Origin of the sequence: Pseudomonas sp. GL-B-19 (assembly GCF_019956415.1) — a bacterium.
GTDB lineage: Bacteria > Pseudomonadota > Gammaproteobacteria > Pseudomonadales > Pseudomonadaceae > Aquipseudomonas.
The window spans coordinates 233,798-246,161 of sequence record NZ_JAHBDK010000053.1; the positions used below are offsets into that span (position 1 = coordinate 233,798).

The 12,364-nt window shown below is 57.4% G+C and carries 13 protein-coding genes; 6 read left to right on the forward strand and 7 right to left on the reverse strand.

The genetic code is table 11. The features are described from left to right. Positions 1–45: 45 nt before the first annotated feature. Complete coding sequence (gene ssuD, locus KGB06_RS21495; protein WP_223519326.1) at positions 46–1,191, reverse strand: FMNH2-dependent alkanesulfonate monooxygenase; 1,146 nt, start codon at positions 1,189–1,191, stop codon at positions 46–48. Between the two features lie 10 nt (positions 1,192–1,201). Then, positions 1,202–1,765 carry an FMN reductase gene (msuE, locus tag KGB06_RS21500; protein WP_223519328.1) on the reverse strand — a complete coding sequence of 188 codons (564 nt, stop codon included), beginning with the start codon at positions 1,763–1,765 and terminating at the stop codon, positions 1,202–1,204. A 397-nt stretch (positions 1,766–2,162) separates the two neighbouring features. Between msuE and KGB06_RS21505 the strand changes: the two genes are divergently transcribed. The 4 genes from KGB06_RS21505 (at position 2,163) to KGB06_RS21520 (ending at position 6,386) form a co-directional block, all read left to right on the forward strand. Then, positions 2,163–2,432 (forward strand): YgdI/YgdR family lipoprotein, encoded by a 270-nt coding sequence (locus KGB06_RS21505; RefSeq protein ID WP_223519330.1) that lies wholly within the window; start codon positions 2,163–2,165, stop codon positions 2,430–2,432. A 103-nt stretch (positions 2,433–2,535) separates the two neighbouring features. Continuing rightward, entirely contained in the window at positions 2,536–3,150 is a 615-nt protein-coding gene (locus KGB06_RS21510; protein WP_223519332.1) for a LysE family translocator, read from the forward strand. A gap of 204 nt (positions 3,151–3,354) precedes the next feature. Continuing rightward, positions 3,355–4,512, forward strand: coding sequence for a cysteine desulfurase family protein (locus KGB06_RS21515; RefSeq protein WP_223519334.1), 1,158 nt, complete (start codon positions 3,355–3,357; stop codon positions 4,510–4,512). 65 nt (positions 4,513–4,577) lie between these two features. Next, positions 4,578–6,386 carry an aminopeptidase P family protein gene (locus KGB06_RS21520; protein ID WP_223519335.1) on the forward strand — a complete coding sequence of 603 codons (1,809 nt, stop codon included), beginning with the start codon at positions 4,578–4,580 and terminating at the stop codon, positions 6,384–6,386. On the opposite strand, the gene KGB06_RS21525 is transcribed toward KGB06_RS21520, so the two are convergent. Next, positions 6,379–7,299 carry a LysR family transcriptional regulator gene (locus KGB06_RS21525; RefSeq protein ID WP_223519337.1) on the reverse strand — a complete coding sequence of 307 codons (921 nt, stop codon included), beginning with the start codon at positions 7,297–7,299 and terminating at the stop codon, positions 6,379–6,381. The two genes, KGB06_RS21520 and KGB06_RS21525, sit on opposite strands and share 8 nt — an antisense overlap. Before the next feature lie 104 nt (positions 7,300–7,403). On the opposite strand from KGB06_RS21525, the gene KGB06_RS21530 reads away from it, so the two are divergent. Continuing rightward, on the forward strand, positions 7,404–8,402 hold the full coding sequence (locus KGB06_RS21530; protein WP_223519339.1) for a zinc-dependent alcohol dehydrogenase family protein: 999 nt from the start codon (positions 7,404–7,406) through the stop codon (positions 8,400–8,402). Here KGB06_RS21530 and KGB06_RS21535 read toward each other — a convergent pair. Continuing rightward, complete coding sequence (locus KGB06_RS21535) at positions 8,399–8,989, reverse strand: 2-hydroxychromene-2-carboxylate isomerase (RefSeq protein ID WP_223519341.1); 591 nt, start codon at positions 8,987–8,989, stop codon at positions 8,399–8,401. The genes KGB06_RS21530 and KGB06_RS21535 overlap by 4 nt on opposite strands. Before the next feature lie 33 nt (positions 8,990–9,022). After that, entirely contained in the window at positions 9,023–9,751 is a 729-nt protein-coding gene (locus KGB06_RS21540) for an SDR family oxidoreductase (RefSeq protein WP_223519343.1), read from the reverse strand. A 92-nt stretch (positions 9,752–9,843) separates the two neighbouring features. On the opposite strand from KGB06_RS21540, the gene KGB06_RS21545 reads away from it, so the two are divergent. Beyond that, positions 9,844–10,416 carry a TetR/AcrR family transcriptional regulator gene (locus KGB06_RS21545; RefSeq protein ID WP_223519345.1) on the forward strand — a complete coding sequence of 191 codons (573 nt, stop codon included), beginning with the start codon at positions 9,844–9,846 and terminating at the stop codon, positions 10,414–10,416. On the opposite strand, the gene KGB06_RS21550 is transcribed toward KGB06_RS21545, so the two are convergent. Together KGB06_RS21550 and rhtA are read right to left on the reverse strand one after the other, a co-directional pair. After that, entirely contained in the window at positions 10,403–10,684 is a 282-nt protein-coding gene (locus KGB06_RS21550) for a hypothetical protein (protein ID WP_223519347.1), read from the reverse strand. The two genes, KGB06_RS21545 and KGB06_RS21550, sit on opposite strands and share 14 nt — an antisense overlap. A 168-nt stretch (positions 10,685–10,852) precedes the next feature. Then, on the reverse strand, positions 10,853–11,740 hold the full coding sequence (rhtA, locus tag KGB06_RS21555) for a threonine/homoserine exporter RhtA (RefSeq protein ID WP_223519349.1): 888 nt from the start codon (positions 11,738–11,740) through the stop codon (positions 10,853–10,855). Positions 11,741–12,364 lie beyond the last annotated feature (624 nt).

Below are 12,364 nucleotides of genomic sequence, written 5' to 3' on the forward strand. Positions count from 1 at the left end.
TCTGGACGCCTTCGCGAGGAGGCTCGCTCCCACAAGGGTTGTTCGTCAGGCCGTGGCTTTGGCGGGCAGCACATCATTGGCAATCATTTCGCCAAACGGCCCGGTGAGGTTGGTAACGCCGCGCCCGGCCAGACTCGCGTAGGGCTCCGGCAACAGCGGAAACACCAACTCGGCAAAGCGATAAGCCTCTTCAAGGTGCGGATAACCGGAAAAGATGAAACTCTCGATCCCCAGGTCCGCGTACTCCTTGATCCGCGCAGCCACTTGCTGTGGATCGCCCACCAGCGCGGTCCCGGCCCCGCCACGCACCAGACCGACACCGGCCCAGAGATTGGGGGCAATTTCCAGGTTATCCCGACGTCCGTCATGCAGCGCCGCCATGCGTCGCTGACCTTCGGAGTCGAAGCGCGAAAACGACTTCTGCGCCGCCGCGATGGTTTCGTCGCTGATGTGCTCGATGAGTTTGTCGGCAGCTTTCCAGGCCTCGTCGGCGGTCTCACGCACGATCACGTGCAAACGAATACCGAACTTCACCGTGCGACCGTTTCGCGCCGCGCGCTCACGTACATCGGCAAGCTTTTGCGCCACGGCGGCCGGTGGTTCGCCCCAGGTCAGGTAGACATCGACCTGTTCGGCAGCCAGTTCATGGGCTGCTTCGGACGAGCCGCCGAAATACAGCGGCGGATAGGGTTTTTGCACAGGCGGATATAGCGCCTTGGCGTTCTGCACTTGAAGGTGTTTGCCTTCGAAATCCACCGCTTCGCCTTGCAACACCCGGCGCCAGATCTGCAGAAACTCGTCGGTGACTTCGTAGCGCTCGCTGTGATCGAGAAAAATACCGTCGCCTCGGTTTTCGTCCGGGTCACCGCCGGTCACCACGTTGATAAGCAAACGGCCATTGGACAAACGATCCAGCGTGGCCGCCATGCGCGCCGAGACCGTCGGCGAGATGATCCCCGGACGGATGGCCACCAGATAGCGCAGGCGTTCGGTCAGTGGCACCAATGCCGAAGCAATCACCCACGAGTCCTCGCAAGAACGCCCGGTGGGAATCAGCACGCCGTGAAAGCCAAGGCTGTCCGCGGCCTGGGCCACTTGTTTCAGGTAGTTGAGCGTTACCGGGCGTGCGCCCTGAGTAGTGCCCAGGTAATGGCCGTCACCGTGGGTCGGCAGGAACCAGAAAACATCCATGAAGAATTCCTTAAGCGATTTTCAGCAGATTTTTGGGGTGCACGCCGAACAACTGCGCGGCGCGTTCTGCAGCAAGACGGATGCGGGCCTTCAAGGGCTCACTGGTTATTTGGTAGTTGGAGAAATCGGCTTCGGTGGCGTAGACACCAATCGGCAACGTCAGGGCCTGGAAGAAACTGAGCAGCGGGCGCAACTGATGATCGAGGACCAGCGCGTGACGTTCGCTGCCACCGGTGGCGGCAAGCAACACCGGCGTGTCGATCAGGGCATTGAGGTCAATCAGGTCGAACAGGTGCTTGAGCAATCCCGGATAGGAACCGCGATAAACCGGCGCGGCGACGATCAGCAGGTCGGCGTTCTCGATCGCTTGCAGCTCGGCTTCAATCTCGGCGCTCAACTCCTGTCGCGAGAGTGCCGCACCCAAGGGGCGGGCGATGTCGCCGAGTTCGATCAGCCTGCTCTCGATTGGCAATTGTGCCGACAGTTCGCTCAGAAGCGCCTGAGTCAGCACCAAGGTGCGAGACGGACGCCAGGTTCCGCCGGAGAGGGCAACGACTTTCAGTGCATGGGACATGATCAGTTCCTTTTTCAACAGTTGCTCAGGGGGCAGTGAGTAGTCCTTGGCTAGAGCAAGTGCTGTACCAATCCTTCGGGCCCGTGTTTATGGGGCTTTGAGCATGTTTGTCGGTGGGCGCTGTGCTGTTTTCAGAGCTGTTTGCTGGATGACTGTTGCCCGGCAAACAGTTGTTCAGGCAACAGTTCGTGAAGCGATGGGGTTGTTATAAAGGCTGTTTTATATTCCGCAAAAGACATTAAATAAATATTTATAGATCGTTTGGGAATATATGTGGATGCAACGGGAGAGTGTTTACCAAAGTCGATAGCCACTATTGAGAGCGTTGATTTCTGCCCGTGAAGTAGCGCGAGTAGCCTGTGTTCATTCCCCCGAACCCAGTTGCAGGACGCCAAAAATGAAACCTCTAATCGCCACTTCCTTGCTGCTAGCGATGGCCGTTCTTGCCGGATGTGCCAGCCATGTTTCACCGGAACTACGGCCCTACACCGCCGAAGAATCCAGGGAATTGGCGCTTGAGGAGTTGAACCGTCGTGGCCTGTCCTTCGAGGAGTACCACGCGAAGAAAGCGGCATTGCTCGGTCAACCGCAAAAATCGTTTGGTTTCGATAAACAAGGCGAGATGAACGCTGAACGTGCTGTACAGCTTCACGGTCGTCCAAGCTGAGCGAAAACTGTACCGCTCGAAGTTTTACGTAACTGTCCGTGGGTTTCCCGCAAGGCGTGCGATAGGGTCTTAACACCCGACTGACCCTAATGGACTGCCGCACATGACGCTCTCACTCGATCTGCTGATGGGCTTCGCCCTGTTTGCGCTCGTTACCTCAATCACTCCCGGCCCCAACAACACCATGTTGCTGGCATCGGGTGTGAACTTTGGCTTTAACCGCACCATCCCGCACATGTTGGGCATCACCTGTGGTTTCTTTGTCTTGGTGGTCGCTGTCGGGTTCGGCCTCGGTGCTGTGTTTAAAACCTATCCCTTGCTCTACACCGTGCTGCGCTATGTCGGCGCGGCGTATTTGCTGTACCTGGCGTGGAAAATTGCCCATTCAGGTCCGGTCTCCGAAAGCGAGAAGGGCGATAGCAAGCCCATCAGCTACCTGGGCGCAGCGGCGTTTCAATGGGTCAATCCCAAGGCGTGGATCATGGCCATCGGTGCCATCAGCACCTATACGCCGATGCAGGGCTACTTCACTAACGTGCTCGTGATTGCGGCGGTGTTCGCGTTGATCAACTTGCCTAGCGTCAGTGTCTGGGCCGGCTGCGGCACGCTGTTACGCAATGTGTTGAAGGATCGTCGCTGGTTGCGTGTGTTCAATTGGGGCATGGCGGCGCTGTTGGTGGCTTCGCTGTATCCGTTACTTCTTGAAAGCATTAGCTGACGCATTGCTTCAACCGCTTGCCCGATGCCTGTTAAGCTCGACTTCAGGAGCGTTCCTACGCACTTTTAAATGAAGTTGTTCTTCTTTAACGGCCTCCGATCAGGTATTTCTAACGTACTGAGATATCGGCGCAGCTCACAAGGCTGCGCTTTGACGTTTCCGTTACGAGCTTCCTGATCCCGGAACACGCTCTGCGAGTCTTTTATGAATAAACGTCCGTTGTATTTCGATTACGCCGCCACCACTCCGGTGGATGAGCGGGTCATCAAGGTCATGGTCGAGTGTCTGGGTTTTACCGGCAATTTCGGCAATCCGGCGTCCAGCTCCCATGCCTTTGGCCAGCAGGCCCGACAGTCGGTCGAGCACGCCCGGCAGCAGGTCGCCGAACTGGTCGGCGCACAGGCTGCGCAGATCGTCTGGACCTCCGGCGCCACTGAATCCAACAACCTCGCGCTCAAAGGCGTGGCCCAGGCGCGCGGTGTCGGCGGTGGGCACATCATTACCAGCCAGATCGAACACAAGGCGATTCTCGACACGGCGAAACAATTGCAGGACGCCGGTGTTGCGGTGACGTATCTGGTGCCTGACGCCGATGGTTTGATCACGGCGCAAGCGGTCAGCGAAGCGATGCGCGACGACACCTTTCTGGTGTCGCTGATGCTGGTCAACAACGAACTGGGCACGGTCAACGATATCGCCGTCATCGGCGAAGTCGTGCGGGCACGCGACGCGTTGTTCCATGTCGACGCCGCTCAAGGTGCCGGCAAAGTGGCCATCGATCTGGCTCGTTTGCCGGTGGACCTGATGTCGTTCTCCGCGCACAAGATCTACGGCCCCAAAGGCATTGGTGCGCTGTACGTCGGTCCGCGTGCGCAGCAACGCTTGCAGGCACAGATTCACGGCGGTGGTCACGAGGGTGGATTGCGTTCCGGCACCCTGGCGACTCATCAGATTGCAGCCATGGGCGTGGCCTTCGCATTGGCCGCTGCTTCGTTCGATGAAGAGAAAGCCACGATCGTGCGCTTGCGTGAACGTTTGCTGGAGCCATTGCTCAGCCTTCCCGGCGTTCGCCTCAATGGCAGCCCGACCCAACGCATTCCTCATACCTTGAGCCTGACCTTCAGCGAAGGTGAGTTCAATTCTGCGGCGTTGAGCCATTCGATCGCCTTTTCTGCGACGTCGGCCTGTAACTCCGCCAGCAATGTTCCATCCCATGTGCTGCTGGCCCTGGGGCATGACGCCCGCTCGGCGAGTCGTACTATTCGTTTGAGTCTCGGCCGGTTCACCACCGAGCAAGACATCGACCAAGCGGTGCACCTGATCAAAGCGGCCTGCGCCAGTGCCCCGGCATTCTGGCAGTAGCGCCTTAAAGCGCCGACTCAGATCGGCACTCAACAATAAAGCTGAAGTGATTAGCAGGAGACACGATGAGTACGCAGCCTTCGATCAATGGATCGGTGCCCCAGCGCCTGGCGCAAACCCGCGAACTGATGAGCCGCGAAGGCATTCATGCCTTGCTGGTGCCGTCGGCCGATCCGCACCTGTCGGAATACTTGCCAGGCTACTGGCAGGGGCGGCAGTGGTTATCGGGCTTCCATGGCTCGGTCGGCACACTGATCGTTACGCCGGATTTTGCCGGCGTCTGGGCCGATAGCCGTTATTGGGAGCAAGCGACCAAGGAACTCAAGGGCAGCGGTATCGAACTGGTCAAGCTGCAACCGGGTCAACCCGGCCCGCTGGACTGGCTGGCCGAGCAAACCCCTGAAGGGGGCGTCGTCGCGGTGGACGGTGCGGTGATGGCAGTGGCCTCGGCGCGGACGTTGGGTGGCAAGCTCGAAGAACGTGGCGCACGCCTGCGTACCGACATCGATCTGTTGAGCGAAGTCTGGAGCGACCGCCCGACACTGCCGAATGAGCCGATCTATCAGCATCTGCCACCACAGGCGACGGTCAGCCGTGGTGAAAAACTCGCGAAGCTGCGCGAGGTTTTGAAAGACCGTGGCGCTGACTGGCATTTTGTCGCCACCCTGGATGACATCGCCTGGCTGTTCAATCTGCGCGGCGGCGACGTGTCGTTCAACCCGGTGTTCGTTTCCTTCGCCTTGATCAGCCAGGAGCAGGCAACCCTGTTCGTGGCCCTGAGCAAAGTCGATGCCGAACTGCGTGCGGTGCTTGAACAAGATGGCGTGACCCTGCGCGATTACAGTGAAGTGGCCGCTGCCTTGCGTGCCGTGCCGAGCGGCGCGAGTCTGCTGCTTGACCCGGCGCGCGTCACCGCTGGTTTGCTGGACAACCTGGGCAGCGGCGTAAAACTGGTTGAAGGCCTGAACCCGACCACGCTTGCCAAGTCGCAGAAAAGCCTGGCCGATGCCGAGCACATTCGTCAGGCCATGGAGCAGGACGGCGCTGCGCTGTGCGAATTCTTCACTTGGCTGGACTCGGCCTTGGGTAGTGAGCGCATCACCGAGCTGACCATCGACGAACATCTGACCGCCGCACGTACCCGACGTCCTGGCTACGTGTCGCTGAGCTTTAACACCATTGCCGCGTTCAACGCCAATGGCGCGATGCCGCACTACCACGCGACCGAAGAAGAGCATGCGGTGATCGAGGGGGACGGTTTGTTACTGATCGACTCCGGCGGTCAGTACCTGGGTGGCACCACCGACATCACGCGGATGGTGCCGGTGGGTACACCGACGGACGAACAGAAACGCGACTGCACACGCGTCCTCAAAGGCGTGATCGCACTGTCCCGTGCGCAATTCCCTCGGGGGATTTTGTCGCCGTTGCTCGATGCCATCGCGCGCGCGCCGATCTGGGCTGAAGGCGTCGACTACGGTCACGGTACCGGCCATGGCGTTGGCTACTTCCTCAACGTTCACGAAGGTCCGCAGGTCATCGCCTATCAGGCCGCTGCTACTCCGCAGACTGCGATGCAACCGGGCATGATCACCTCCATCGAGCCAGGCACTTACCGGCCGGGGCGTTGGGGGGTGCGGATCGAGAACCTGGCGCTGAACCGTGAGGCGGGCACCAGCGAATTTGGTGAGTTCCTCAAGTTCGAAACCCTGACGCTGTGCCCGATCGACACCCGCTGTCTGGAGCCGTCGCTGCTGACGCTGGAAGAGAAACAGTGGTTCAACGCCTACCATGCCGAAGTGCGCGAGCGCTTGAGCCCGTTGCTCGATGGCGCGGCCCTTGAGTGGTTGAATACCCGCACCGCGGCTATTTGACGGGTTGGAGTTCAGGCGCTTGTTCGAGCGCCTGACTCATGTAGTCGACAAAAGCTCTGACCCTGGCGGATTGGCGACGATTCGCCGGGGACACCGCATGAATCGGCAGAGACTGAGCCGTGTAGTCTTGCAAAATGGCCTGCACTCGGCCGGCTTTCAGATCCTCGCTGAAAAGCCACACCGGCGACAGCGCAATCCCCAATCCCCCCAGCACCATCTCGCGAATCGCCTCGGAGTTGTTGCTTTGCACATTACCCCTGATGCGCACTTCGTGGCGTTGGTTGCCTCTTTCGTAATTCCATAGGTTCTGACTGTTGAGCAAATTGAATTGCAGGCAATTGTGCGCGTCGAGTTCTTCCGGGGTTTGCGGCAGGCCGTGTTGCTTGAGGTAGTCCGGTGCCGCAACGGTGATCCGGTGGGTGGTACCGATGCGGCGCGCGAGCAGGCCACTGTCGGTCAACTCACCGATTCTGAACGTCACGTCGAGCCCTTCACTGACCAGGTCCTGATTTTGATCGCTGAGTTGCAGGTCGATCTGAACCTGAGGGTACGCTTTGAGGAACTCAGGGAGTCGCGGTGCAATCTGCAAGCGCCCGAAACTCACGGATGAACCGATTTTCAGGTTGCCGGCCACGGATTCGCGTCCCGATCGAAAACGCTGTTCTGCTGCGTCCACGGCGGCCAGGATTTGCCGGCATTCGTTGTAGTAGCGCTGACCTTCATCGGTCAGTGACAGTTGTCGAGTGCTGCGGCTAATCAGCTTTGCGCCCAGTCTGGTTTCCAGCGCCCTTAATAGTTTGCTGATAGTCGGCTGGCTGGTCTGCATCTCCCGGGCAACGGCCGAGAAGCTGCCACGTTCGACGACCCGGACGAAGGTGGCCATTGCGTTGAGTGTGTCCACGAAGTCTCTCATTGATGCCATATGGGCATGATTACTATAGCTATATAGCGTCTTATCGGTATGAGTGAACTGGACGAAGATTAATCCCACACTCACTTCTGACGGAATTTGGCGAAATGTCTGACTCACTTGAAATGCGCGCTCTGATTGTTGACTCGGCCAATGGACCTTTACGCTTGGTTTCCCTGCCGCGGCCGGTGCTGAGGGCGGGTCAAGTGTTGGTGAGGATCAAGGCCAGCGGGGTGAACCCGTTGGATGCGAAGATTCGTTCGGGAGAGGCGGCTCATGCACGTCAGCCACTACCGGCCGTGTTGGGCATGGATCTCGCGGGGACCGTTGAGGCGTTGGGAGAGGGCGTCAGCGAGTGGCTGCCGGGTGATGAGGTCTACGCGATGGCGACCGGAATCGGCGGTGCGCAGGGCTCTCTTGCGGAGTTCGCGGTGGTTGATTCGCGGCTTCTGGCGCACAAACCGAAAAATCTGAGCATGCGCGAGGCCGCAGGGTTGCCATTGGTATTGATCACTGCGTGGGAAGGACTGGTTGATAGGGCTCGGGTACGAGCCGGTCAGAAGGTGCTGATTCACGGTGGCGCGGGTGGCGTCGGGCACGTGGCTGTGCAAATTGCCCGGTCTTGCGGTGCTGAAGTGTTTGCCACGGGTTCAGCGGGTCATAAGGGGATTATTGAAAGCTTCGGTGCAACGTTTATCGATTATCGCGCGTCTTCGGTGGAGGACTATGTAGCTGAGTTTACTTCGGGGGAGGGCTTCGATGTCGTCTATGACACAGTGGGCGGTGGGGTGTTGGATGATTCATTCAAGGCAGTTCGGGTTTATGAAGGGCATGTAGTGAGCTGTCTGGGCTGGGGGCAGCACAGCCTTGCGCCGCTGTCGTTTCGTGGGGCGACTTATTCCGGGGTGTTTACGCTGTTGCCGCTGTTGACCGGTAAAGGGCGTGAGCATCATGGCCAGATTCTTCAGGACGCGACGCGGTTGATTGAAGCAGGTCAGTTGAAACCGTTGCTCAATCCTCGGCAGTTCACGCTGGAAACTGCCGAGGCCGCTCATGAGTTGCTCGTTTCGGGATCTTCGCAGGGGCGGTTAGTAGTCGAGATTTAACTCAGGGCTTCAACAACGAACTCCAACCGATCCTGGCCGAAGAACAGCTGATTGTCGACGAACATGCTCGGCGCCCCGAATACACCGCGCTGTACCGCTTTCTCGGTATTGTCCTTGAGTGCGGCTTTGACTTCCTCATCGGCAGTCAAGGCCAGTACTTCATTGGGGTCAAAACCGTTTTGTGTCAACACGGCGGCGACGGTGGCGGGGTCATCAAGGCTGCGACCTTCGACCCAGAGAGCTGTGAACAGGCAGTCGATAAACGCAAGGAAGCGCTCGGGGTGACGCAACTGAATCCCGGTCACGGCGCGCATGAGCATCAGGGTGTTGATGGGGAAATGTGGATTGAATTTCAGTGGCACGCCATAGCGTTTTGCATAGCGGTCGAGGTCTTGAAACATGTAACGGCCTTTGGCCGGGATCATCGCCGGCGAAGCGTTGCCGGTGGCTTTGAAGACGCCACCCAGCAGCATTGGCGTGTAAATCAGTTGGCTGCCGGTTTGCTCACAGATTTTTGGTAGCTGGGTATAGGCCAGGTAGGTGGCCGGGCTGCCGAGGTCGAAAAAGAACTCCACGGTTTTGCTCATGGTCGGTGCGCTCTGTTTATTGTTGTAGGGGGCTTACCAGCGTTCGCTCCAGGGCCGTAAATCCAGTTCGAAAGTCCAGGCGTCCCGTGGCTGGCTGTGCAGGTACCAATAGTTCTCGGCGATGTGCTCGGGATTGAGGATGCCGTCTTCATCTTTGGTCGCGTATTTCTCCGGGAAACTCTCGCGGATGAAGTCGGTATCGATAGCCCCGTCGACGACGACGTGTGCAACGTGAATGTTCATGGGGCCGAGTTCACGCGCCATGCTTTGGGCCAACGCACGAATTCCGTGCTTGGCGCCGGCGAACGCTGCAAATCCTGCGGCACCGCGCATGCCAGCTGTAGCCCCGGTGAAAAGGATAGTGCCCCGTTGACGCTTGGCCATGCGCTTGGCAACTTCACGAGCATTAAGAAAACCTGAAAAACAGGCCATTTCCCAAATCTTGAAATACTTGCGGGCCGTTTCTTCAAGAATGCTGCAGGGCACATTGGCTCCAATGTTGAAGACAAACGCTTCGATAGGCCCGATCTCGCTTTCGATCTGTTCGACTAATGCAATCACCTCTTCTTCCTTGCGCGCATCGCAGGCAAAACCGTGGGCGTCACCGCCGTTGGCTTTGATGGCGTCGACCAGCGGCTGAAGTTTGTCTGCGCTACGTCGGGTGACGCAGGCGACGTAGCCTTCCTGTGCAAAACGTTTGGCAATGGCGCCGCCGGTAGCATCACCTGCGCCGACAACCAGTACGACCTTCTTGTTATTCATCGGTTAATCCCTTTGCTAAACGATCGTTAACTAAACGAACGTTATGCTACGATTCGGCAGGCGTCAAGAAGATCAATCCTGGGGAAAGGGCAATGCGCTACTCGGCCAGTCACAAGTTGGAAACCAAAGAGAAGCTGCTGGAAAGCAGCGCGGTGTCAGCCAAGAAGTCAGGTTTTTCTACGGTTGGTGTCGACGGTTTGATGAAGGCGATTGGCTTGAGCGGCGGGGCTTTCTATAGTCATTTTTCGTCGAAGGACGAACTGTTCGCTTCAATCGTCGAACGTGAGTTATGTCAAAGCGTGGAACGATTAGGCGCCGACCAGGGGGGTGAAAAGCTTGAGCGTTGCCTTAAGCATTACCTGAGCATGGCGCATGTCGAGCATCCAGAGTCCGGATGCGCATTGCCAGCGTTAGGCGCAGAGATCGCTCGTTCGGATGTGCTGGTTCGCCAACAGGCGGAACGCTGGATTTGTCAGCTACAGGAGAATTGGGCGCGCATTCTAGAGAGCGACAGCCTGGCTTGGGCCATTCTGTCGCAATGTATCGGTGCTTTGGTTGTCGCCCGGATGCTGGCGACGCCAGACATCCAGCGTAATGTGTTGAAGTCCAGCTACGATGAGATTGGCCGCCAGATTGCCGGACGGAATCAAACTATTTGCAAATGACGATCATGCTGCGGCTGGTGTAGCCGGCAGGATTGAGCCCGAACGGATAGTCTCCAGGTTCTTCCACCGCGTCCCCCGACTTGGCGAGAACCTTGTACCCCTTGGGTGCGCACGAGTTGGCGGCGCTGGTGTAGCACTTGTCCCACGAAGATGTGAGTCCTGAACAGTTGATATGCAGCCCTTTTTTGCCGTGTTTGACTTGTGTTTTCGAGGTCGCCGCACATCCCGCAATTGCAAGTACGGCGACCAATATCAAAATTCGTTTCATTGCTGTCCTTATAGCGTTCCCGGATCTTGTGCCCGGGTCTCGCTGCATTCGCACTCGCTTAAAGCTTCGTGATATCCCTGCTCTGAAAAATCCTTGCCTGACACTAGGTTACGGGTCTAAACATGGCCTAATTGAACGGTAATTACCAGACCCGCGTAAAACCCTGTATCAATCTGCCGCAGCCGCTGGCTTGGCAGCACTGCCCATGGTCATGGTTGCGCCCACGGAAGCGAGAATGATGCACAAGATGGCCATCCACTGTGACAGTGATAGGTATTCATTGAGGAACAACAGGCCTGACAATGCGCCGAACGCAGGTTCAATGCTCATTAATGTGCCGAATGTGCGGGCTGGCATGCGGGTGAGCGCTACCATTTCGAGCGTGTAGGGCAGGGCGGTGGACAGAATGGCAACACCGATGGCCACGGGGATCAGCGCCGGACTCAACAGCGCAGCGCCAGCATGGACGATGCCGATAGGGGCCACGAACAATGCGGCAATCATCACGCCCAATGCGGCTGTTTGTACGCCATTGTCGGCGCCAGCCCTCTGGCCGAATAGAATATACAGCGCCCAGCAGACGCCGGCGCCTAAAGCATAACTTGCACCTGTCAGGTCAATCCCCGCAGATGTGGCTCCTGTTGGAACCAGCAGCAGCAATCCTGCAACGGCCAGTGCTATCCACAAAAAGTCGATCGCGCGGCGCGAGGCATAGATTGCCACCGCCAACGGCCCGGTGAACTCCAGGGCTACGGCAATGCCCAACGGGACGGTGCGTAAAGACATATAGAAGAGGAGGTTCATGCCGCCCAGTGCCATACCGTAAATGATCACGGTGCGTAGGGATTTTGCAGTGAGCTTAGCCCGCCATGGGCGCAGCAGAAGCAGCATGATCACACTGGCGACAATCAGGCGTAGGGTGGTGGTTCCTTGAGCACCAATAACAGGGAACATGCTTTTAGCCAAAGACGCTCCGGACTGGATCGACGCCATGGCTATTAGTAGCAGGCCTACCGAGAACAGGGTCGAGGCAAGACTGCGAGGCTGATCATTCATTGAGAGGCATCGTCCGAGGTGGGAAGCAAGAGTATTGCTCATTGCATTTGAGCAATATAGTGCGCATTCGTGGCGAGCACGTCTATATATAGCTGTGATTTTGAATTAGCTGATAGAAAATCCAAATCAGTGCTTGACGGCAGATTCTGGATGTCTATAATTCGCCCCACTTCCGGCGCAGTCGAAACGGAAAACTCCTTGGTAAACAAAGAGTTACGCAGTTTTCGGCAGCAAGCGGTTTCAGTTCATCGAAGCCCGAAAGGAGTTGAAAAAGAGGTGTTGACAGCAGCGTGTAACGCTGTAGAATTCGCCTCCCGCTGACGAGAGATCGAAAGCGCAAGTGGTTGAAGTTACAAAGGAAACTTTGAAAACTTCTGAAAATAACCGCTTGACAGCAACAGAGGCTGCTGTAGAATGCGCGCCTCGGTTGAGACGAAAGATCTTAACCAACCGCTCTTTAACAACTGAATCAAGCAATTCGTGTGGGTGCTTGTGGAGTCAGACTGATAGTCAACAAGATTATCAGCATCACAAGTTACTCCGCGAGAAATCAAAGATGTAACCAACGATTGCTGAGCCAAGTTTAGGGTTTCTTAAAAACCCAAAGATGTTTGAACTGAAGAG